We start from the raw sequence: 21587 nt of genomic DNA on the forward strand, positions 1-21587 counted from the left end.
AAAATCCTGTTGCCGGCCCAAGGATATAAGGCCGTAGTCCGATCGGCCACGAAGGAAACCTAATGAACGCCAACCTGCGCAATTTCGCCCTCTGGGTCATCATCGTCTTGCTGCTGTTGGCATTGTTCACGCTTTTCCAGAATCCTGGGCAGCGCGCCGCGTCGCAGGACATCTCGTTTTCGCAGCTTCTGACCGAGGTCGACCAGAGCCGTGTTCGCGACGTGGTCATCCAGGGGCCGGACATCACTGGAACCTTCACCAACGGTTCGACCTTCCACACTTACGCGCCAAGCGATCCGACGCTGATCAAGCGCCTGTATGACGCCAAGGTGTCGATCACCGCGAAGCCCCCGGGCGACAACGTGCCATGGTTCGTGTCGCTGCTGGTCTCCTGGCTGCCGTTCATTGCACTCATTGGCGTGTGGATTTTCCTGTCCCGCCAGATGCAAGGCGGTGCAGGCAAGGCAATGGGCTTTGGCAAATCACGGGCGAAAATGCTCACGGAGGCGCATGGCCGCGTGACATTTGAAGACGTGGCCGGCGTCGATGAAGCCAAGCAAGATCTTCAGGAAATCGTCGAATTCCTGCGGGATCCGGGTAAGTTCCAGCGCCTGGGTGGGCGCATTCCACGCGGCGTCTTGCTCGTGGGCCCTCCCGGTACCGGTAAGACGTTGATCGCCCGCGCGGTTGCGGGCGAAGCCAACGTGCCGTTCTTCACGATTTCCGGTTCCGACTTCGTTGAAATGTTCGTCGGCGTCGGTGCGAGCCGCGTCCGCGACATGTTCGAGCAGGCGAAGAAGAACGCACCGTGCATCATTTTCATCGACGAAATCGACGCGGTCGGCCGCCATCGCGGCGCCGGCCTTGGCGGTGGCAACGACGAGCGCGAACAGACGCTCAACCAGTTGCTGGTCGAGATGGACGGCTTCGAGGCCAATGAAGGTGTGATCCTGATCGCGGCGACCAACCGTCCCGACGTGCTCGATCCCGCATTGCTGCGTCCGGGCCGCTTCGACCGTCAGGTCGTCGTCCCCAATCCGGACGTTGTTGGCCGCGAACAGATTCTCAAGGTCCATGTCCGCAAGGTGCCGTTGGCGCCGGATATCAACCTGAAGACCATCGCGCGCGGTACGCCGGGTTTTTCGGGTGCCGACCTGATGAATCTCGTGAACGAGGCCGCGCTGACGGCGGCTCGCCGCAACAAGCGCATGGTGACCCAGGCCGAGTTTGAAGAGGCCAAGGACAAGGTGATGATGGGCGCCGAGCGCAAGTCGCTCGTCATGACCGAGGAAGAAAAGCTGCTGACCGCTTATCACGAGAGCGGCCATGCTATCGTCGGCCTCAACGTCGTCGCCACTGACCCGATCCACAAGGCGACGATCATTCCGCGCGGCCGTGCCCTGGGCATGGTCATGCAGTTGCCGGAGCGCGACAAGCTCTCGATGTCGCTTGAGCAGATGACCTCGCGTCTCGCCATCATGATGGGTGGCCGTGTCGCGGAAGAGCTGATCTTCGGCCGTGAGAAGGTGACCTCGGGCGCTGCGTCCGACATCGAGCAGGCCACGCGTCTAGCACGCATGATGGTGACGCGCTGGGGCTTGTCGGAGAAGCTCGGCACTGTGTCCTACGGCGAAAACCAGGACGAAGTGTTCCTCGGCATGTCGGTGTCGCGGACGCAGAATGCCTCGGAAGCCACGGTCCAGACCATCGACGCTGAAATCAAGCGCTTGGTCGAGGAAGGCTACCGTGAGGCCACGCGCATTCTCACCGAGAAGCACGGAGATCTTGAGACGCTTGCCAAGGGCTTGCTCGAGTTCGAGACCCTGACCGGTGACGAAATCACCGACCTGCTGAACGGCAAGAAGCCAAATCGCGAGTCCGTGCTCGAGCCGACAGGTCCGCGCACCTCCGCGGTGCCTCCGGCCGGCAAGCCTCGGCCCCGCCCGGATGCGGGCCTCGAGCCGCAGCCACAGGCGTAAGCCTCCAGCACCACAGACTTTGGGGAAGGCCGGTTTTCAACCGGCCTTTCTTTTTGGCTTGATGCGAGTGCTCTGAAACCGAAGCCATCCCGTAGCCGAACTTCCGAACCACCACATCAGCGCATGGGGTGTATGCATTCGGCCCTTATTCGATGCTCTCGGCAGTTCGCTGGCTTGACCGCGCGTTGCATTCACCGCACCGATAATGTCCCTGCGGATGAAACATGACGACCCACCCGACACCTCCCGACCATCTTCACGCACCGGCCTACTGGTCGCGCAAGGCCATCGTTCCCGGCATTTATGCGATCTCCCCGATGCTCCCCGGCACGATCGCCTTCGGTCTCGCGTTTGGCGCACTGTGCGCGCAGAAGAATTTTACGCTTGGCGAAGTGCAGGTGATGATGGCCTTCGTCTATGGCGGGCTCTCCCAATTCGTCGCAATCCAATCCTGGCCCGACACGCTGACGCTGTCCTCGATCGCGACGCTCGCGCTGCTCACCACCACGGTCAACATTCGCTTCTCGCTGATGAGCGCGAGCCTGCGTCCCTGGTTTGGAACATTGCCGGCATGGCAGTCCTATCCGTCGATGCTGCTGGTGACCGACGGCGGCTGGCTCGCGGCCACACGCTATCGGAATTACGGCGGCGCTGACGCATCGTTCTTCGTCGGCGGGGGCATCCTGCTTTACGTCGTCTGGTTTCTGTCCTCAGTGCCGGGGTTTCTGATCGCCGGTCAGCTGAGCGATCCGAAGAAGTACGGCGTCGATCTGATCATGCCGGCGTTCTACGCGGCGATGCTGGTGCCGGCATGGAAAGGTCCGCGGCTTGCGATCCCATGGCTGGTTGCCGGGATCGTTGCATTGACGGTGCATTGGTTGATGCCGGGCTGGTGGTTCATCATCACAGGTGCGCTGGCCGGCGCGATCAGTGCGGGACTGATGGATGAGCCGGCGACTCAGGATGAGAGGCCGGCATGAGCGATCTGGTGCGTTCCGACGTTATGCTCGCCTTCGCGGTGATGATGGTGGTGACGGTGGCGTCCCGCCTCGGCGGCTTTTGGCTGATGGGGTACGTCAACATCACTCCGCGCGTCCGGCGAATGCTCGATGCCTTACCGGGATCGATCATCATCGCGGCCGCGCTGCCGGTGGCCGTCAACGGCGGCCCGATCGTCTTGCTCGCCATCGCAGCCGCAATTGCCGTGACCATCATTCGGCGCAATGAATTTGTCGCCGTGATCACCGGCATGCTGGTGGCCGCATTGGCGCGTGCGCTTGGATTTAGCGGCTGATTTTTAGGACTTGAGTTTTTGCTGCAGTGCGAATTTTAATGCAGCTGTTTCAAATATCTTGTTTCCCGTTTTGAATTATTGTTCACTTCTTTCGGGAGGCAAGCGACGTCAATGGTTTACAGGCGAACTCATCAAGTCGTGAAACGCCTCGCAGCGCGACGCAATGCGATCCTCGCAGCAGCCCGCGACGCGGCAGCGGAAGGTGGAATGGTTGCGGTTCAAATCGCGCCGGTTGCCACGCGCGCCAGTGTCGCGGCGGGGACGGTGTACCGCTATTTCCCCTCAAAAGCCGATCTGATTTCGGAGCTCATCGCCGATGTTTCGCGAACGGAACTGGCCGCGATTCGCCGCGCTGCGGATGCGGCGCCAGGGCCATCGTCGGCCTTGGCGGCTGCGGTGACGACCATTGCCGTTCACGTGGTGTCGAACCGCAAACTGGCGTGGGGCATTCTTGCTGAGCCGGTGGATGTCGATGTGACCGAATCGCGGATGGCCAGCCGCCGCGAGATTGCCGCCGAGATGGAAACCCGTATCGAGGCGGCTGTGCGCGCAGGCCATTTGCCCGCTCAGGATACGGCCTTGGCGGCTACCGCATTGATCGGCGCGTTGCATGAATCACTGGTCGGGCCGCTCGCACCTGCCGACCTGGATGACCCGGCAAAGCTGCGCGACGCGGTCCAGACGATTACCCTGTTCGCATTGCGGGCTGTCGGCGTGCTTGACGCCCGTGCGCGCGGGCTTGTCGTCCAGGCCGTGATGCCGGTGATGCCGCCCAAGCGCGAGATGGGCGCTCTGGTCGGCTAATATTCGCGCCCCGTCTCGGCAGGCATGCCCTGCGAATGTTCGCGCTGAACATCCGTTGCCAGCTTTGAACTATTCAAAACCGGCGAGACGTGCTTGAACGTCGGAAAAATCAAGGCGCGGCACACACCCGTCGTTCTGGAGCTTTCTGATGTCCATCATGATGCCCGAAGCCGATCAGGCTGTTCTGAATCGTCGCGAGGAAATCGTTGCGGCCTTGCGCAAGATCGTGCCGGGGGAGGGCGTGATCTCCACCGCGCTGGAGATGATGCCGTATGAATCCGATGCGCTGACCGCGTATCGTCAGCCGCCCATGGTGGTGGTGTTGCCGGACACGACCGAGCAGGTCTCCCAGGTTCTGAAATATTGCTACGACAACGGCATCAAGGTTGTTCCGCGCGGATCCGGCACCTCGCTGTCGGGCGGTTCGCTGCCGCTCAAAGATGGCGTCTTGCTGGGCCTCGGCAAGTTCAAGCGCGTGCGCGAGATTGATTTCGAGAACCGCGTCGCCGTGGTCGAACCGGGCGTCACCAATCTCGCCGTCAGTCAGGCGGTGGCGCACGAAGGCTTTTACTATGCGCCCGATCCCTCATCGCAGATCGCCTGCTCGATCGGCGGCAACATCGGCGAGAACTCCGGCGGTGTGCACAGTCTTAAATACGGCATGACCACCAACAACGTGCTCGGTTGCGAGATCGTCCTGATCACCGGTGAAATCCTGCGGATCGGCGGCAAGGCGCCGGAGACCGACGGCTACGACCTGATGGGGATCATCACAGGCTCCGAAGGCCTTCTCGGTGTCGTGACCGAGGTGACGGTCCGCATTCTGAAAAAGCCGGAAACGGCGCGCGCGCTGATGGTCGGCTTTCCCGAAGTGGAGGCGGCCGGACAGTGTGTGGCTGACATCATCGGCGCCGGCATCATTCCCGGCGGCATGGAGATGATGGACCGCAACGCCATCCACGCGGCGGAGGCATTCGTCCATGCCGGATATCCGCTCGACGTCGAAGCGCTCTTGATCATTGAACTCGATGGCCCCGGCGTTGAAGTCGACGAGTTGATCGGGCGCGTCGAGAAAATTGCGCGGAATTGCGGTTCGACCACACTGCAGATATCTAACTCCGAACAGGAGCGGCTGCTGTTCTGGGCGGGCCGCAAGGCCGCGTTCCCGGCGGTCGGACGGATGTCGCCGGATTATCTGTGCATGGACGGCACGATTCCGCGCGGCAAGCTCCCGCAAGCGCTGGCGCGGATTCGCGATCTTTCGGAGAAGTATGGACTGCGCGTTGCCAACGTCTTTCATGCCGGCGACGGCAACCTGCACCCGCTCATCTTGTATGACGCGAATATCCCAGAGGAAATGGACAAGGCCGAAGCGTTCGGCGCGGACATCCTGCGGGCCTGCGTCGAACTCGGCGGTGTGCTGACGGGCGAGCACGGGGTCGGTGTCGAAAAGCGTGACCTGATGCCCGAGATGTTCTCCGATATCGATCTCGCTCAGCAGCAGCGCCTGAAGTGCGCATTCGACACGCAAGGTCTCCTCAATCCCGGCAAGGTGTTTCCGACCCTGCATCGGTGTGCGGAACTGGGACGTGTCCATGTCCACGGCGGCAAGCTCGCATTTCCGGATATTCCGCGATTTTGATTGCCGCACCCGGCGGCAAGAGCGCCGGATCCGGGCCAACGTGATTTGCAAAAGAAACGAGACGCGCGTGGATACTTTGAAAGTTCGTGATGCCAATGATGTCGAGCAGGCGGTGCGCGATGCGCTCGCTGCCGAACAGCCGCTGGAAATTATTGGCCATGGCAGCAAGCGGACCATCGGTCTGCCGATGGTGACCAATGCCGTGCTCGATCTGTCCGCGTTGAATGCCGTGACGTCCTATGAGCCCAGCGAGCTGATTATCACGGTGCAGGCGGGTGCGCCGATTGCCGATGTGCTGTCGCTGATCGACTCGAAGAATCAGGAATTTGCATTCGATCCGATGGATACGTCGCTGCTGTTGGGAACGCCGCGCGGCGCCGGTACGATCGGCGGAACGATTTCAGCGGGTCTGGCCGGCCCGCGCCGCATCAAGGCCGGCGGCGCACGCGATCACCTTCTGGGGGCCGAGGCAGTCTCGGGTTTTGGCGATTCGTTCAAGGCTGGCGGCAAGGTGGTGAAGAATGTCACCGGCTATGATCTCTGCAAGCTTCTGGCCGGTTCGTGGGGAACGCTCTCGGTGATGACCGAGGTGACGTTGAAGGTGATGCCCAAAGCCGAGAGTGAACGGACGCTGGTTCTGCGGGGGCTGGACGACATCGCAGCCAACAGGGCCATGACCATCGCTCTGGGATCGTCGTTCGATGTGTCCGGCGTCGCGCATTTGCCGGCGGCCTCATTGCGCGGGGCCAACGGGGCACTGTCAGGTTTTGGTTCACTCCAGCAGGCGGTGACGTTGATCCGGCTCGAGGGGATCGGCGCGTCCGTGGTCGATCGTGCGAAATCCGTCAGCGGCATTTTGGCGTCCTTTGGCGCCGTCGAGATGATCGAGGACGACGCTTCCCGGGCCACGTGGGCGGCGGTGCGTGATGTACTGCCATTCGCAGCCGATGGCCCGTTTGGAGCGCAGCCGGTGTGGCGCATCGTGTGCCCGCCTGCGTCCGGCGGAGCCTTCGGCCAGGCGCTTGCCCGCGACACCGGCGGCGAGGTGATCTACGATTGGGGCGGGGGGCTGATCTGGGCTGCCCTGCCACCGGCGCCGGATGCCCACGCGGCGCTCTTGCGTGAGCGGCTGAAGGCAATCGGCGGCCACGCCACGCTGATCCGCGCCGCCGATCAAGTGCGCAACGCGGTCGACGTTTTCCATCCGCAGCAGGCGGGGGTTGCCGCACTTGGGCAGCGCGTCAAGGCCAGCTTCGATCCCAAGAACATCCTCAACCGCGGCCGCATGGTTCGCGCCTGACCGGGAATTCCTGACGCCATGAAGACCGAATTTTCCGCCGCGCAACTCGCTGATCCGGATATCCGGGAGGCCGACAAGATCCTGCGCGCCTGCGTGCATTGCGGGTTCTGCACCGCGACCTGTCCGACCTACGTGCTGCTGGGCGATGAGCTCGATAGCCCCCGCGGCCGCATCTATCTCATCAAGGACATGCTTGAAAATGACCGGAAGCCTACTCAGGAAGTGGTCAAGCATGTCGATCGATGCCTGTCGTGCCTGGCCTGCATGACCACATGCCCCTCAGGGGTCAACTACATGCACCTCGTCGATCAGGCGCGGGTCAAGGTCGAGAATGAATATTCCCGGCCGCTCTCGGAACGCATTTTGCGCGCGGTCCTGGGCACCGTGCTGCCGCGGCCCGGTCTTTTCCGGGCCAGCATGATGGCGGCCCGACTGGTCAAGCCGCTGGCATCGCTGTTGCCGTCTTCGCCGGCTGGGCAAACGGCCCCGACGTTTTTCGACCGCGTCCGTGCCATGTTGGCGCTCGCACCCCGCACCTTGCCGCAGCCGGGGCCTGCCGGCGGGACCGTGTTTCCGGCGGTCGGCACCAAACGCGGCCGCGTTGCCCTTCTGCAAGGATGTGCCCAGCAGGTGCTGTCACCGGGCATCAACCAGGCTGCCATTCGTTTCCTGACGCGCCACGGCATCGAGGTGGTGCTGGTCGCAGATGAACAGTGCTGCGGCTCGCTGACGCATCATATGGGACAGGATGGTGATGCACTGCGGCGGGCGCGGGCTAACATCGATGTGTGGACCAAAGAGGCAGACAGCAAAGGTCTCGATGCCATCCTGATCACCACATCCGGGTGCGGCACCACCATCAAGGACTACGGTTATATGCTACGCGAAGACCGCGCCTACGCGGCCAAAGCCAAGCGGGTTTCGGCGCTTGCAAAGGACGTGACCGAGTATGTGGGAAGCCTGGATATCGCGTGGCCGCAAGGTGGCAAGGACCTCGTGGTAGCTTATCACTCCGCATGTTCGCTGCAGCATGGTCAGAAAATCACGCAGCTTCCCAAAGATTTGCTTTCCAAGAGCGGATTCGTGGTGAAAGATGTGCCGGAGAGTCATCTGTGTTGCGGTTCGGCAGGAACGTACAACATCCTCCAGCCCGACATTGCGAAGAGATTGCGCGAACGTAAGATCGCGAATATTGCTTCGGTGAAGCCGGATGTCATTTCCGCCGGTAACATCGGCTGTATGGTACAGATCGGCTCAGTGCAGCGTACCGACGGAAAGTCAGTCCCTGTAGTGCACACTGTTGAATTGCTCGATTGGGCGACAGGCGGTCCTCGGCCGGAACTATTGAATTGATCGAAGAGCCCCCGCGATGGGAGTGCTTGAATCGCTGATCGCGTTTGCTCAGCGGAAGCAGGAGGACCACGATGGCTAAAGGTAAGAAGAAGAAGGACAAGAAAAACAAAAAAGAAAAGAAGCTGATGCTGGCGAAGAAGAGCGCCAAGACAGCTTCCAAGAAGTCGGCGAAGAAGGCCGCGAAAAAGTCGGCCAAGAAGTCTGCAAAGAAAGCCGCCAAGTCGGCGAAGAAGGCCGTGAAGAAATCCGCCAAGAAGGCGGCGAAGAAAACTGCCAAAAAGGCTGCAAAGAAGTCAGCGAAGAAAGCCGCGAAAAAGTCCGCCGCCAAGAAGGCTGCAGCTCCTAAGAAGGCAGCTCCCAAGAAGGCTGCTGCGAAAAAGGCTGCGCCGAGGAAGCGTGCACCGAAGCCGGCTCCCGCCGAGGAGCCCGCGATGTCCGCTCCGGCTTCCACCGATACTGGCTGGCCTGAGCCCGCTCCCGCTCCGTCACCCGCTCCGGTGTCCAACTGGTCGTCCAGCTTCGGATCGAGCAGCCACAGCGACGACGACGAGAACACCTGACAGTTTTTATTTCGTCAGACCATACGAAGGCCGCAGCTCTCCGCTGCGGCCTTTTTGTATGCAGGGATGTCGCCGGCTCTGTCACGCAGAGTGAATCAAAAATTCAGATAACGTTAGGACGAATCGGGTCAGCGTTCCCCCCCGCAAAACCGATCGGCGAACGGACGCCACTTCCAGGCGCAGCGACCAAAGTCTGTTGTTGGATTGCCACAGTGCAACACAACCACGCTGGAAGTGCTCCAAACGCCTAAATAGGCAGCAATTGCTTGGGTTTTGCGCTTCCCGCGTATCGAGTGCGTCAGCGACAATATTGCCACGAATTGAATTCGGTGCAGTCGATCGACCGTGGTCACCCTGACTATCGGCAGTCGGACTGAGATTTAAGCGATGATGGGGATCGTCATGAAGAAAATGAGTTTATCGGTCGCAGCGATAATTGCGATGGGGCTTGGTTCGGCATCCGCTGCTGATCTCGGCAAGGTCTACACGAAGGCTCCGCCGCTCGTTGAGACGGTGTCGCCTTGGGATATTGCGTTCGGTGCCGCCATTATGAGCGACTACGTGTTCCGTGGGGTAACCCAATCGAATCACAATCCGTCGGTGACGGCTTATTTCGAGCCACGCTACAACGTCAACAAGGACCTGCAGCTCTACGTCGGTTCGTCGTTCGAGAGCATCTCGTTCTCCAACCGCGCTGCGGCTGAAGTCGATATCTACGGCGGTGTTCGCCCGACTTTCGGTCCGGTCGCGTTTGACTTCGGTGTCTGGGGCTACCTGTATCCGGGTGGAAAATGCGCCGACAACGTTCTCACCGGCGGCATCCCGGGCGGTGGCGTCTGTCCGGTTGACACCAACACGGTGTTCCTCGCCAACGGCAACGTCATGAAGAAGGACGTGAGCTTCTACGAAGTTTACGGCAAGGTGAACTACACCTTTAACGACTACTTCACGATGGGCGGCAACGTATTCTACTCGCCGAACTTCCTGAACACCGGTGCTGACGGCACCTACGCTTCGGTCACCGCAAAGGTCACGGCGCCTGGCGCCCTGTTCGGCACCAGCGGCATCGGTGCTTATGTGTCGGGTGAATTCGGTCGTCAGTGGCTCGGCACGTCGGACACTTTCTACGGCGTGACCGCCGGAAACGGTTTCCCCGCCTCGGCAACCATCAATTACGCCGACTACAACACCTGGAACGTCGGTTTGGGTTTTACCTACAAGGTGTTCACCCTCGATCTGCGCTATTCCGACACCGACATGAGCAAGGGCGATTGCAACGCGTTCACCAGCGACTTCACGGCTTCGCAGCCCGGCAACGCAACCGCGATCAACACTGGCGGCATCGGTTCGAAGTGGTGCGGTGCGACCTTCATCGCCAAGCTCTCGGCTGACGTGACGCTGGGCGCGCTGAAGTAACGTCTTCCTCCAATGAGCCTCCGGGCGGCAGAGCAATCTGCCGCCTGTTTTTTTGGCTTTTGATTCGGCGCTTCAACTCAAGGCGTGCGCGGACCGGCCTTGAGAAACGAGAAGATGCGCTTGCCAGAGAGATACCTGGGCCGCACGTCCGCCAGTCCCAGCCGGTCTCAAGCCGGATTTGTTGCCTTCTGCCTGTCCACCAGGTTGAACTGGTCTCCCGCGCGCTCGACCGAAACCTGCCGCTGATGGAAGGCTTCCAGCGTGCTCCGATGACCGATCGAAACGATCGTTGTTGCCGGCAACTTTTCTGCAATCAGCCGGTACAGGAAAGCTTCCGATGGCTCATCGAGGGATGCGGTCGCTTCGTCAAGGAACAGATATTGCGGCGCCTGCAGAAGAGCCCGGGCAATTCCAAGGCGCTGTTGTTCGCCAAGAGAGAGCGTCCGGTTCCAGTGTCCTTCCTCGTCGAGCTTCGCGGCGAGAGCCGGAAGGCCGACCAATTTGATCGCTTCGCTCAGTTGCTCGGCACTAAAGGTGGCGTTTGCCGCCGGATATGTAATCGCGCCGGAGAGCGGGCCGACAGGGAAGTAGGGCCGTTGCGGCAGCATCATCAGGGTCGCATCTTTTGGAATCGAGATCGTGCCCTTGCCGAAGGGCCAGATCCCGGCGATGGCGCGGAACAACGTGGATTTGCCTGCGCCCGATGGCCCCGTCACCAGGGTGCGTTCGCCGGCCTTGAGCGTGAAGCCATTGGCCCCAATCAGCGGCGCGCCGTTGGGCAGTTGTAGCAACAGCTCCTTGAGGCTGATTGAACTGGAGCCTGACGCAGACGTGACGTGAATCGATTGAGGATCGGTGGCGAGGGTTCTGGCTGTATTGATGGCGGTCTCAAATCCGTCAAGGCGGGCCACTACCGCCTGCCACTCGGCCAGGGTGCGATAGGTCGTGATGAAGAACGACAGTGCGCCCTGGACGCTGCTAAAGGCGGATGCGGTCTGCATCATGCCGCCGAGTTGAATCTTCTCGGCGAAGTAGGCCGGCGCCACCAGAATATAAGGAAAAATCACCGACGCCTGCGAGTAGCTCGCCGTGAATGCCGTGATCTTTTTGGTGCGGGTCATGATGCCGAGCCAGTTGTCGACGACATGTCCGAACCGCACCAGAAGCCGTTCGCGCTCCGCCGGCTCGCCGCGCAGCAGCGCGATCTGTTCGGAGTTCTCGCGGACGCGGACCAGATTGAAGCGGAAGTCTGCCTCGTAGCGCTGCTGCCGGAAATCGAGACCGACGAGCGGGTGGCCGATCAGATGTGTCAGCCACGTGCCGAGCACGGCATAGACCAGTGCGCCCCACACCATGTATCCGGGAAAGTCGATATCCTTCCCGAACAAATGCAACGGCGCGGCGTTTGACAGACTCCAGAGGATCACGATGAAGGAGGCGAGCGTCACAACCGAGTTCAAAAGACCGAGGCCGATGTTCAGGGTGCGGTCGACGAACAGCTTGACGTCATCGGTGATGCGCTGGTCCGGGTTGTCGGCGGCATCTCCCTGCAGCTGCATGCGGTAGTGATTGGCGTGATCAAGCCACTCCACGAGATAGCGCTGCGTCATCCACTTGCGCCAGCGGATCTGCAGCCACTGGTTCAGGTAAAGTTGATAAACCGCAAGCGCGATGAAGGCTGCGGCGAGCACGCAGAAATAACTGATCTCATAGACGAAATTATCCCAGTTGCGCTCCTGCAGCGCGTTGTAAAAGCGGTTGTTCCAGGTATTCAGCAACACCGAGATACCGACGATGGCGAGTTCGATAGCGATGACCGCGGCCAGCAGGATGCGGCCTGCCCATTTGTCGTCGGAGCGGAAGTAAGGTGCAGCAATCCGCCACACCGTCGCGAGTGTTGAGCCGAGACCATTCACAGATTTTTGCTCCTTCGAAAGGGCTTCAAGGCCCTGCAATATCGATCAAATTCACAGTTTTAAGACTAAAGTAGCAAAGCGGCGCGTGTGCGGCATCTTGTCCAGACTGCGGTGTTCACCCTAGCATGCGCCCGACGGCGAGGGCCGGGGGGCATCTCTGTTCGCAGCATTGTGAGCGTTTTTTGGCAGTTGGCCGGCGTTCTGCCTTTCTGAACATGTTGTGACGGGTGTCCTTTCATCCCCGCCAGATGCTTGGCCAACCACGCTCTGGTCAGACGTCGGATTTAATGACGTGGGGAGGACGTTTTCATGTGGAATCAAATTTACAACCCGATGGGGAATGCGGCGCTTTCCACCATCGCGGCGGCTATTCCGGTGGTCACGCTGCTGGTGCTGATCGCCAGCGGCAAGGTCAAAGCGCACATCGCGGCGATCATCGCCCTGATCGTCACCAACATCATCACGATCTTCATCTTCACCATGCCGGCGGGCATGTCGATCCGCGCGTCGCTGCTCGGCGTCGTGACGGGCTTCTTCCCGATCGGCTGGATCGTGCTGAACGTCATTTTCCTCTACCGCATCACGGTCGAGACCGGACGATTTGAATTGCTTCAGCGTGCCATCGGCGGCGTGACCGAAGATCGCCGTCTGCAACTGCTGCTGATTGCATTTTCATTCGGTGCGTTCTTCGAGGGCGCATCCGGTTTCGGTACGCCGGTTGCGATCACCGGTGCGGTGCTGATCGGTCTCGGCTTCTCGCCGCTGGCCGCTTCCGGCCTGTCGCTGATCGCCAATACCGCGCCGGTTGCCTTCGGTGCGCTTGGTACGCCGATCCAGGGCCTTGCCTCGGTGACCGGACTTGATCCGTATCTCCTCGGCGCCATGGTCGGCCGGCAGCTTCCCTTCTTCTCCCTGCTCGTCCCGTTCTGGGTGATCTGGGCGTTCGCGGGCTGGCGCGGCATGATGGCGATCTGGCCGGCCATTCTCGTCACCGGCGTTTCGTTCGCGATTCCGCAGTTCGTGATTTCGAACTTCATCAACCCCTGGATCGTCGACATCGGTGCTTCGCTGATTTCGATGGGCGCGCTGATCCTGTTCCTGAAGGTCTGGCAGCCGAAGGAGCTGTGGCTGTCGCCGGCGCTGCGCGGCAAGGACGAATCCACCGAGACCATGAAGGCCGCAAAGCCGCTCGACAAAACACCGCTCACCCAATCGGAGCTGTGGAGCTCGCTGCTGCCATGGATCATCGTCTGCATCGTGATGCTGATCTGGGGCAATGGATCGTTCAAGACCTGGGCGAACTCGATCTTCACCTGGAACTATCCGGTTCCCGGCCTGCACAACATGATCAACAAGGTGCCCCCGGTGGCAGCGAAGGAAACGAAGGAAGGCGCAGTCTTCGCGTTTACCTACCTCTCGTTCACCGGCACAGGCATGTTGATCGCGGCGATTATCTCGGGCCTCTTGATGGGCTTCTCTCTGCCCAAGATGATTGGGGAGTACGGTCGCACCATCAAGCTTTGCTCCATCTCGCTGATCACGATTTCGGCGATGCTGGCGATCGGTACGCTGACACGCCTCTCGGGTGTCGACGCGACTCTCGGCTTGGCTTTCGCGGCGACCGGCGTGTTGTATCCATTCTTCGGCACATTGCTCGGCTGGTTGGGCGTGGCGCTGACAGGATCCGACACGTCCTCGAACATCCTGTTCGGCAACCTGCAGAGGATCACGTCGGAACAGCTCGGCCTTTCGCCGATCCTGATGGCCGCCGCGAACTCGTCGGGTGGCGTCATGGGCAAGATGATCGATGCGCAGTCGATCGTGGTGGCCTCCACCGCGACCAACTGGTACGGCCACGAAGGCTCGATCCTACGTTTCGTCTTCTGGCATTCGATCGTGCTGGCGTGCCTTGTCGGTATCCTCGTGACGCTGCAGGCTTACGTCTATCCGTTCACGGCGATGGTGATTAAGTAATCTCCACGCGGTTCGGAAACAGAAATCCCCGCGGCGCAAGCTGCGGGGATTTGCATTTGGAGAGCGCGTTATTTGAGCAGCGAAAATGCTGACAATTGACACACTCCGCGGCTACAAGAACGCGCAGCTGAAATCGGAACTGATGGCAATGACTTTGAAGTTTGGGCGGCACGCGATTCTTGCTTTTGCTTTGTTGACAATGGCGGTCGCAACGACACCATCCCGCGCGGACAGCGGATTTCCTTTCGGTCTCGAAATCACTCTGGAGTCAGCGCCGCAACCTGGCTCGAAGCGCATTCCATCCCTCGAGATCGGTGACAACGGCGAAGTCATTCTCAGTCTGTGGTGCAAGACCGGCAAAGGTCAGTTTTCGGTGGCCAATGACACCGTCATTTTCGTTCCGGGACAGCTCGATGATCGCAGCTGTACACCTGCCAATGCGCAGGCCGACGATGCGCTGGTCGGTGCATTGAGCGAAGCCGCGACATGGAAGCGGCAGGGCGATTTCGTTTCGTTCGTCGGTGCGAAGACGCTGCGTTTTCGACTGAACACGAACTAAACGTCAGAGCGTTTTCAGGACGAGATCCGCACAAAGCTCCGCCGACTGGATGACGCCGGTGTAGCCGCCGAGCCCCGCATAGGCGGAGGCGAGGTAGAGACCGGTGATCGGCGTCGCGTTCATCTGCCGCGGAGCGTCGCCAGTGCGTGATGGTGTTGGCGCAAAGCCATAGACAGAGCCATGGGGTGCCGCGAGATATTGCCGGACCGAAAGCGCCGTATTGAACGAGGACGCGACGATGGCGTCTGACAGCCCTGCATAATATCTTTCGAGATAGGCGATGATGGCGTTCTGCCAGCGGCCGCGCTTGGCCCGGTACTCATCCTGGCTCAAACCATCCCAATTTGTCAGGGCGTCCGGCCCAATCACCGAAAGCACGTAGGGAGGGGCAGGTACGCCGGAATCGATCGCTGCATAATCGACGATCGCAAGCGGTGGCATCCGCTCGCCCGGCTCGTCCGCCATCAGCGCAGTGCCTTTGGAATAATCTGCGAAGCGCGTCATCCAGTCCGGCAGCAGCTGTGTCGAATAGCTGTCGATGCCGAATTCACTTGGCGGCTTCGAGAGTCCAAGAGTGAGCGCGAACAGCGAAATCGACGGTTGGCGGTCAGCATACGTCGCGCGCAGTTGAGCCCGACGCGCACCTGGTAAAAGGGATGCGATGTTTTCGGGCGCTGCGTTGCCAATGACGCAAGATGTTTCAACCGTCTGCGGATCACTGCCGTCCTTGGCGGTGTGGACCAAGGCGGACACCACGCCGCCGGTATCCAGGCTGATCGCGCTCGCGGCGCGGCGGAGAGAGATGTCGCCGCCTGCCGCACGAATGGCGCGGGCCAGCGCGCTGGACAGACGCTGCGACCCGCCCTGGACATACACGCCGCCATTCAAGAGATACGACCCCTGCGCCATCGCGAAGGCCGCCCACGATAGGGTCTCAGGATTATCGTGGTAATAGGAGAGGTTCGCCGCCACCGCTGCCTTCAGCGCTTCGTCGCCGTCGCACATCTGCTCGAGCTTCTGCGACAATGAAAGGGACCAATCGACGGCTGAAGGATCGTGGGTAAACGTCTCCATCTCGCCGAGCAGTTTGGCGATGGCGCTGCGTGCCCTGGGAAAGCGTTCCGCCAGAGTGTGTCTTGCGGCACTGAAATTGTCGGGCAATGCGAGCGGTGCACCGACAGGGCCGCCACGCACCGTGTAAAATTGCCTGGCCGGAACCCATGTCACTGCGTCGAGCACGCCGGCACGCGTCAAGGGACGATGCTTGGGATCGCGAGGATCACGTGGATCGCTGGTCTCATGCAGCGAGCCTTCAACAAACAGCTCGCCGACCTTGTAGCTGGAGGCCGCGCCTCCAACGGAGTTGCCGCGTTCGATCAGCAAAACTTTCCGACCTGCACGCGCGAGAATCGCACCGGCCGTGAGGCCGCCGAGGCCGGCTCCGATGATGACGGCATCATAGCGCGCCATTCGTCACCGGACTCGCGAGCAGGGATGCTGTGGAGCGCATTATTTCCAGGACGCCTTGTCGCTATCCCAGCGCTGTCCCTTCAGTTCGGTGGCGAGCGCTTTGATCAGTCCGTCATCGTCGTTGTAGGTGCTTTCTTCATCGCCGCCTGAGTTCTCCGTGATTTGCAGATGCGGCCCCGCCGTTTCATCGGTGGTCTTGGTGGAAGGCACCCCCAACCAGACGACCATGCGGTCGCTTGATCCCGGTTTGTCGGGGCTGACCAGCGCCGTCATCTCCAGCGTTTCGGTGAGTTCAAGTGCCGGCGCCAGTTGGCTGGGCCGCGCGACTGCGAAGGTCAGTTCGCCGGTGGTGTCGTTCCAGCTCGACGCGAGAGGCTTCGCCCCCAACACCTTGGCGGCAATGTTGGACAGAGCAGCAGCAAATTTATCCTTGTTCAGCTTGCCGGCTTCGGTCCATTCGGCTCCCGAAAAACGAATGGCGCGCTCCATGTCGTATGTGCCGGTGGTCCAGCCCGCGGAAACGGCGCCTGGTGCGGTTTTCAACGTACTGACGAGCGCAGGGGCTTTGGCGGGATCGACCAGCACGCGCAACACTTGCTGGCCCGTTCGCAACGCGTTGCAGTCGGTCGCAATGCTGTCGAGCGCGACCTGAACATTTTGGCCCTTCAAGCTTTTGATCAGATCGATGAAGCCTTCGCGCCTGATCCTCACCGCCACCGATTGCGGCGACACTTGCGTGAAGTCCTTCGGGCTTTCGACAAGATCGTCGTCCACGACTTGCGATTGCTGGAATTCGTCTTCATCGATGTCGGCATTGTCCGGTGAGTTGATCGTCGACACGAGATTGCCCAGCGTGATCTTGCCGCCGAACGTGAAGGACTTCCCGCTCTGTTTGCGGGTGAGATTGATCGTGACAGGCGTGTGGTTTTCCGTGCTTTGCCCGGAGCCGGTCAGTTTTTCGCCGTCAGGCTTCAGGTCGATGGCAAAGCGATCCTTGCGGTCGGAGGTCGCGGAAACCGAATAGCAAACGTCGAGCACGGCCGAGACCAGCTTGCCGCCTTGGCGGGTTTCCTTGATGAACGCGTCCACCGGCAGATCGCCAAGCAAATCCCCAAGCGAGGAGAAATAACGCGTGTCCGCTGTTCCAGCCGCAGGCTTGCCGTTGTCCTTGGTTTGCGCATGCACCAGGGTCCATGAGGTTGCACCCGCGAGGGCGACGGCACAACCAATCATCAATTTGCGCATGGGCTTCAACCTGATTCGATGGAGAGGGCGGATCATCGGAGGTCGCACAATCTCAAAAGCCGGATGAATTGTCGCGCGGTTTTTTGGACGTCCGATAACAAAGAGGTCAGACAATAAAAAAGGCCGCCCGAAGGCGGCCTTTGGTATCTGAGGCGCGATGGTGGGCTTAGAAGCCCATACCACCCATTCCGCCCATACCACCCATTCCGCCGCCACCAGGCATCGCAGGTGCTGCTTCCTTCGGCAGCTCGGCAACCATGGCTTCGGTGGTGACCAAAAGGCCTGCAACCGAGGCTGCGTCCTGCAGAGCGGTACGAACCACCTTGGCGGGATCGATGATGCCCTTGGCGACCATGTCGACGTACTCTTCGGTCTGTGCGTCGAAGCCGAAGGTTTCGGTCTTGTTGTCGAGGATCTTGCCGACAACGATGGAGCCTTCAACACCGGCGTTTTCCGAGATCTGGCGGATCGGAGCTTCCAGTGCCTTCAGCACGATGTTGATGCCGGCCTGGACGTCGGAGTTGTCGTTGGTGATACGGCCGACAGCCTTCTTGGCGCGAAGCAGGGCGGTGCCGCCGCCGGGGACGATACCTTCCTGCACGGCTGCGCGGGTCGCGTTGAGCGCGTCTTCGACGCGATCCTTCTTTTCCTTCACTTCGATCTCGGTCGCACCGCCGACGCGGATGATCGCGACGCCGCCGGCGAGCTTGGCCAGACGCTCCTGGAGCTTCTCGCGGTCGTAGTCCGAGGTGGTTTCCTCGACCTGTGCCTTGATCTGGTTCACCCGCGCTTCGATGTCGGCCTTCTTGCCGGCACCGTTGACGATGGTGGTGTTTTCCTTGTCGATGACGACCTTCTTTGCACGGCCGAGCATCTTCACGGTGACGCTTTCCAGTTTCATGCCGAGGTCATCGGAAATGAGCTGACCGCCGGTGAGGATCGCGATGTCTTCCAGCATGGCCTTGCGGCGATCGCCGAAGCCCGGAGCCTTCACGGCTGCAACCTTGAGGCCGCCACGCAGACGGTTGACGACGAGGGTGGCGAGTGCTTCGCCTTCAATGTCTTCAGCGATGATCAGCAGCGGCTTGCCGGTCTGAACCACCGCCTCGAGCACCGGAAGCATGGCCTGAAGGCCGGAGAGCTTCTTCTCGTGCAGCAGAACATAGGCGTCTTCCAATTCAGCGGTCATCTTTTCCGGATTGGTGACGAAATAGGGCGAAAGATAGCCGCGGTCGAACTGCATGCCCTCGACGATATCGACTTCGGTGTCGAGCGACTTGGCTTCTTCAACGGTGATGACGCCTTCGTTGCCGACCTTCTGCATGGCCTGCGCGATCATCTTGCCGATGTTCGAGTCGCCATTGGCGGAAATCGTGCCGACCTGGGCGACTTCGGAGGAAGAGGCGACCGGCTTAGCGCGCTTTTCGATGTCCTTGACCACGGCGGCAACCGCAATGTCGATGCCGCGCTTGAGGTCCATCGGGTTCATGCCGGCGGCAACCGACTTCGCGCCCTCACGCACGATCGCTTGTGCCAGCACCGTAGCAGTGGTGGTGCCGTCGCCAGCGGTGTCATTGGTCTTGGAGGCGACTTCGCGCAGCATCTGCGCGCCCATGTTCTCGAACTTGTCCTCGAGCTCGATCTCCTTGGCGACGGTGACGCCGTCCTTGGTGATGCGCGGTGCGCCGAAGCTCTTGTCGATCACGACATTGCGGCCCTTCGGGCCAAGCGTGACCTTGACGGCATTGGCGAGAATATCGACGCCGCGCAGCATGCGGTCACGTGCGTCGCCTGAGAATTTGACGTCCTTGGCAGCCATGGAAATATCTCCTGGTGATTATGGGTTCCGCCATCCTGAGGGAAGCGCTTGTGCGCGTGCCTCTAAGGATGGCGGCCGATGTGATTGCAGTAGGAAGTTTGTCCTTCGGGGCTTTCGCCGTGCGCAAGCTCCGGGGATAAGTGGCGGCCTTAGCTCAGGACACCCATGATGTCCGACTCCTTCATGATGAGGAGTTCCTCGCCATCGAGCTTCACCTCGGTGCCGGACCATTTTCCGAACAGCACCTTGTCGCCGACCTTGAGGTCGATCGGGATCAGCTTGCCTGCTTCGTCGCGGCCGCCGAGGCCAACGGCAACGACCTGACCCTGCGAAGGCTTTTCCTTGGCAGTGTCCGGAATAATGATGCCGCCCTTGGTTTTTTCTTCGGCGTCGATACGCTTGACGACGACGCGGTCATGCAGCGGGCGAAATGTTGTCTTGGCCATCGGATGTCCTTTGGGCTTTTGTTTGAAAGATTTGACGTGCGGCTGAGCGCGAGCCGTGGATAATGGCGCTAAGCAACCCGATCAGGGATGACGCCGTACCCCTTAGCAATCACGCTCCAAGAGTGCTAAAGACAGCTCGGGAATATGGGTTGCCGCCGATCCTGTCAAGCAAGCCCTTAAGGCCTTGGTGAGGCCAATATAGGATGATCTGGAAGCCAGGGGACTTTGGAAACCAGGGACAAGGGCACAACCAATCAAGCCATAGCGTACGAGCCGTGCGTTCGATTAGGCCGAACGGAGCAAGGGCTATTTGCCGGGAGACAACATGACCAAACCAATTCGCTTTCGTGCCATCGCCAATATCATAACTGTCACAGTCCTGTCGGGCTTCCTTGGTGCGTGCGGCGGTGGCGGGGGTCTGGGCGGATTCGGTGGTTTCGGCGGAAGCACGCAGCCCACGGTCGAGGAACCGGCAGTCGCTCCCGAACTTCCATCGACCATTCGCGCCGACGAGATCGTCGGCCGCTGGGGATATGCAGCGTATCACAAGCCGGAAGACCGGGCGCGTACTGAAGCCGCGGCCCGTGGACAGTGCAAAAATCCCTATGTGATCGGGCAGGGCTCGTCCGGCGGCGTGATCATGCATCTGGCCGACGAGGCCACCCCACAGGAGCTGCGGCTGAAAGGCAGCCAGAGCGGCAAGAACTACATCGGTCCGGCCGGCCCGGCAGGCGGGGAAAAGGATCGCGAGATCGTTTCGTTCGACGGCCGTGTGCTGATTACGCGGTTTATCGACAAGGATGCGGCCAGCCGCTACGGAACCTCGATTTACGTCCGCTGCGCGCCGCGCGCATAGGCGCCGGATTTACGTCAAAACAGATCTGCGCAAATAAAATCAGGGCGGAAGGCCATTTTGGCCCTCCGCCCTGATATTTTTAGTTCCCGATATTTTTAGTCGAAGAGGGCGTCGATATCGTCTTGCGATACGTGGCCTTCGTCGTCCAGGCCTTTCGGGCCGTTCAGAAGGCGGGCATCGCCGACGCGCGTGTCGATAATTGCCGGAGCATGCACCTTGATCGCGTCCACGCCGCCCCAGATGTCCATCATGACATTGATATGATGCTCGATGAATTTCATCGTGGTCATCACTTTGCTGATGCGCTGGCCGGTGAGGTCCTGGAAGTTGCAGGCCTCGAAAATTGCCACAACACGCTCCTGAATGTCTTCGCTGAGCTGCGCCTGCTGATCAGGCGAGGTCATTTTGGTCAGCGCGCTGGCCGCGTGATCGATGGCTTCTGCAGCTTCGAGGATCTGCTGGGTCGCTTCCTCGGTGCCGCCGACGACCGCGCCGAGTTCGCCCGTCACCTTGGCCATCTCATCGCCGCTGAAGCTCCCGCCGTGGAGTACGGCGATTTCCTGCTTGGTCCGACTGATGGCATCGTGGATGAGGTCGAGTTCGACCTTCAGCTTCTCGCACTGCTCGATCTGAGCGCGATAGGTATCAAGAAGCTTCTTGGCGTCGTCCAACTGTTCGGTTGATACAGGGTCATCGCCAGAGGCGTCGCCCTGTGGCGCGCGCGACGGCGTGGCCATCTGCGCGCGAATGGCTCGCAGCTCGCTCATGACCTCGCGGTGATGGCTGGAGGAAGCGTCGTGGCCTGCAACGGGGACGCTGGTCTCGACTTCATCAAAAACCGGCATGCCGCCGGATTGGTTTTCTTCAATACGGAAACGTCTACGCTGAATAGCCATCGGTTATTCCACTCCCTGATGGAACCTTTGTACTCGGCTTCATTTAACGCGAAGTTCA

The 21587-nt window shown here is 60.5% G+C and carries 18 protein-coding genes; 12 read left to right on the top strand and 6 right to left on the bottom strand.

What is annotated here, in order from left to right:
• The first annotated feature begins 62 nt into the window (after positions 1 to 62).
• The 9 genes from ftsH (at position 63) to ACP0KA_RS13345 (ending at position 10348) form a co-directional block, all read left to right on the top strand.
• Entirely contained in the window at positions 63 to 1979 is a 1917-nt protein-coding gene (ftsH, locus tag ACP0KA_RS13305) for an ATP-dependent zinc metalloprotease FtsH (RefSeq protein ID WP_424629241.1), read from the top strand.
• 224 nt (positions 1980 to 2203) lie between these two features.
• The gene (locus ACP0KA_RS13310; RefSeq protein WP_424629242.1) at positions 2204 to 2959 is read left to right on the top strand and encodes an AzlC family ABC transporter permease; all 756 of its coding nucleotides are present in this window, start codon (positions 2204 to 2206) and stop codon (positions 2957 to 2959) included.
• Positions 2956 to 3273 carry an AzlD family protein gene (locus tag ACP0KA_RS13315; protein WP_424629243.1) on the top strand — a complete coding sequence of 106 codons (318 nt, stop codon included), beginning with the start codon at positions 2956 to 2958 and terminating at the stop codon, positions 3271 to 3273. Before ACP0KA_RS13310 ends, ACP0KA_RS13315 begins: the two co-directional genes overlap by 4 nt.
• Positions 3274 to 3384: 111 nt before the next feature.
• Complete coding sequence (locus ACP0KA_RS13320) at positions 3385 to 4077, top strand: TetR/AcrR family transcriptional regulator (RefSeq protein WP_424629244.1); 693 nt, start codon at positions 3385 to 3387, stop codon at positions 4075 to 4077.
• 148 nt (positions 4078 to 4225) lie between these two features.
• Positions 4226 to 5719 carry an FAD-linked oxidase C-terminal domain-containing protein gene (locus ACP0KA_RS13325; RefSeq protein ID WP_424629245.1) on the top strand — a complete coding sequence of 498 codons (1494 nt, stop codon included), beginning with the start codon at positions 4226 to 4228 and terminating at the stop codon, positions 5717 to 5719.
• Positions 5720 to 5786: 67 nt separating this feature from the next.
• Positions 5787 to 7019: an FAD-binding protein gene (locus ACP0KA_RS13330; RefSeq protein WP_424629246.1), complete on the top strand. Its 1233-nt coding sequence runs from the start codon at positions 5787 to 5789 to the stop codon at positions 7017 to 7019.
• Positions 7020 to 7037: 18 nt separating this feature from the next.
• Positions 7038 to 8372: a glycolate oxidase subunit GlcF gene (glcF, locus tag ACP0KA_RS13335; protein ID WP_424629247.1), complete on the top strand. Its 1335-nt coding sequence runs from the start codon at positions 7038 to 7040 to the stop codon at positions 8370 to 8372.
• 71 nt (positions 8373 to 8443) lie between these two features.
• Positions 8444 to 8932 (top strand): histone, encoded by a 489-nt coding sequence (locus ACP0KA_RS13340; protein WP_424629248.1) that lies wholly within the window; start codon positions 8444 to 8446, stop codon positions 8930 to 8932.
• A 402-nt stretch (positions 8933 to 9334) separates the two neighbouring features.
• Positions 9335 to 10348 carry a TorF family putative porin gene (locus ACP0KA_RS13345; protein WP_424629249.1) on the top strand — a complete coding sequence of 338 codons (1014 nt, stop codon included), beginning with the start codon at positions 9335 to 9337 and terminating at the stop codon, positions 10346 to 10348.
• A 167-nt stretch (positions 10349 to 10515) separates the two neighbouring features.
• Here the strand turns inward: ACP0KA_RS13345 and ACP0KA_RS13350 are convergent, their stop codons facing one another.
• On the bottom strand, positions 10516 to 12264 hold the full coding sequence (locus ACP0KA_RS13350; protein WP_424629250.1) for an ABC transporter ATP-binding protein/permease: 1749 nt from the start codon (positions 12262 to 12264) through the stop codon (positions 10516 to 10518).
• Between the two features lie 309 nt (positions 12265 to 12573).
• On the opposite strand from ACP0KA_RS13350, the gene ACP0KA_RS13355 reads away from it, so the two are divergent.
• Positions 12574 to 14238, top strand: a complete 1665-nt coding sequence (locus ACP0KA_RS13355) for an L-lactate permease (RefSeq protein WP_424629251.1) — start codon at positions 12574 to 12576, stop codon at positions 14236 to 14238.
• 199 nt (positions 14239 to 14437) lie between these two features.
• Positions 14438 to 14797 (top strand): META domain-containing protein, encoded by a 360-nt coding sequence (locus tag ACP0KA_RS13360; protein WP_424631589.1) that lies wholly within the window; start codon positions 14438 to 14440, stop codon positions 14795 to 14797.
• 3 nt (positions 14798 to 14800) lie between these two features.
• Here ACP0KA_RS13360 and ACP0KA_RS13365 read toward each other — a convergent pair whose 3' ends face one another.
• From ACP0KA_RS13365 to groES, 4 genes are all read right to left on the bottom strand, one after another.
• The gene (locus tag ACP0KA_RS13365) at positions 14801 to 16267 is read right to left on the bottom strand and encodes a phytoene desaturase family protein (RefSeq protein WP_424629252.1); all 1467 of its coding nucleotides are present in this window, start codon (positions 16265 to 16267) and stop codon (positions 14801 to 14803) included.
• Positions 16268 to 16306: 39 nt separating this feature from the next.
• The gene (locus tag ACP0KA_RS13370; RefSeq protein WP_424629253.1) at positions 16307 to 17512 is read right to left on the bottom strand and encodes a hypothetical protein; all 1206 of its coding nucleotides are present in this window, start codon (positions 17510 to 17512) and stop codon (positions 16307 to 16309) included.
• A 166-nt stretch (positions 17513 to 17678) separates the two neighbouring features.
• Positions 17679 to 19331 carry a chaperonin GroEL gene (gene groL, locus ACP0KA_RS13375; protein ID WP_424629254.1) on the bottom strand — a complete coding sequence of 551 codons (1653 nt, stop codon included), beginning with the start codon at positions 19329 to 19331 and terminating at the stop codon, positions 17679 to 17681.
• A gap of 149 nt (positions 19332 to 19480) precedes the next feature.
• Positions 19481 to 19777 carry a co-chaperone GroES gene (gene groES / locus ACP0KA_RS13380; protein WP_424629255.1) on the bottom strand — a complete coding sequence of 99 codons (297 nt, stop codon included), beginning with the start codon at positions 19775 to 19777 and terminating at the stop codon, positions 19481 to 19483.
• A 325-nt stretch (positions 19778 to 20102) separates the two neighbouring features.
• Between groES and ACP0KA_RS13385 the strand changes: the two genes are divergently transcribed.
• Positions 20103 to 20633 (top strand): hypothetical protein, encoded by a 531-nt coding sequence (locus tag ACP0KA_RS13385; RefSeq protein ID WP_424629256.1) that lies wholly within the window; start codon positions 20103 to 20105, stop codon positions 20631 to 20633.
• 95 nt (positions 20634 to 20728) lie between these two features.
• Here the strand turns inward: ACP0KA_RS13385 and ACP0KA_RS13390 are convergent, their stop codons facing one another.
• Positions 20729 to 21529 (bottom strand): protein phosphatase CheZ, encoded by an 801-nt coding sequence (locus ACP0KA_RS13390; protein WP_424629257.1) that lies wholly within the window; start codon positions 21527 to 21529, stop codon positions 20729 to 20731.
• Positions 21530 to 21587 lie beyond the last annotated feature (58 nt).

This window comes from Bradyrhizobium sp. SYSU BS000235, from assembly GCF_049747295.1.
Classification (GTDB): Bacteria; Pseudomonadota; Alphaproteobacteria; order Rhizobiales; family Xanthobacteraceae; genus Afipia.

Bases quoted from the DNA above. Each gene is read 5' to 3' on its own strand.
- ftsH (WP_424629241.1), top strand. From the start codon at position 63: ATGAACGCCAACCTGCGCAATTTCGCCCTCTGGGTCATCATCGTCTTG.
- ACP0KA_RS13310 (WP_424629242.1), top strand. From the start codon at position 2,204: ATGACGACCCACCCGACACCTCCCGACCATCTTCACGCACCGGCCTAC.
- ACP0KA_RS13315 (WP_424629243.1), top strand. From the start codon at position 2,956: ATGAGCGATCTGGTGCGTTCCGACGTTATGCTCGCCTTCGCGGTGATG.
- ACP0KA_RS13320 (WP_424629244.1), top strand. From the start codon at position 3,385: ATGGTTTACAGGCGAACTCATCAAGTCGTGAAACGCCTCGCAGCGCGA.
- ACP0KA_RS13325 (WP_424629245.1), top strand. From the start codon at position 4,226: ATGTCCATCATGATGCCCGAAGCCGATCAGGCTGTTCTGAATCGTCGC.
- glcF (WP_424629247.1), top strand. From the start codon at position 7,038: ATGAAGACCGAATTTTCCGCCGCGCAACTCGCTGATCCGGATATCCGG.
- ACP0KA_RS13340 (WP_424629248.1), top strand. From the start codon at position 8,444: ATGGCTAAAGGTAAGAAGAAGAAGGACAAGAAAAACAAAAAAGAAAAG.
- ACP0KA_RS13345 (WP_424629249.1), top strand. From the start codon at position 9,335: ATGAAGAAAATGAGTTTATCGGTCGCAGCGATAATTGCGATGGGGCTT.
- ACP0KA_RS13355 (WP_424629251.1), top strand. From the start codon at position 12,574: ATGTGGAATCAAATTTACAACCCGATGGGGAATGCGGCGCTTTCCACC.
- ACP0KA_RS13360 (WP_424631589.1), top strand. From the start codon at position 14,438: ATGGCGGTCGCAACGACACCATCCCGCGCGGACAGCGGATTTCCTTTC.
- ACP0KA_RS13365 (WP_424629252.1), bottom strand. From the start codon at position 16,267: ATGGCGCGCTATGATGCCGTCATCATCGGAGCCGGCCTCGGCGGCCTC.
- ACP0KA_RS13370 (WP_424629253.1), bottom strand. From the start codon at position 17,512: ATGCGCAAATTGATGATTGGTTGTGCCGTCGCCCTCGCGGGTGCAACC.
- groL (WP_424629254.1), bottom strand. From the start codon at position 19,331: ATGGCTGCCAAGGACGTCAAATTCTCAGGCGACGCACGTGACCGCATG.
- groES (WP_424629255.1), bottom strand. From the start codon at position 19,777: ATGGCCAAGACAACATTTCGCCCGCTGCATGACCGCGTCGTCGTCAAG.
- ACP0KA_RS13385 (WP_424629256.1), top strand. From the start codon at position 20,103: ATGACCAAACCAATTCGCTTTCGTGCCATCGCCAATATCATAACTGTC.
- ACP0KA_RS13390 (WP_424629257.1), bottom strand. From the start codon at position 21,529: ATGGCTATTCAGCGTAGACGTTTCCGTATTGAAGAAAACCAATCCGGC.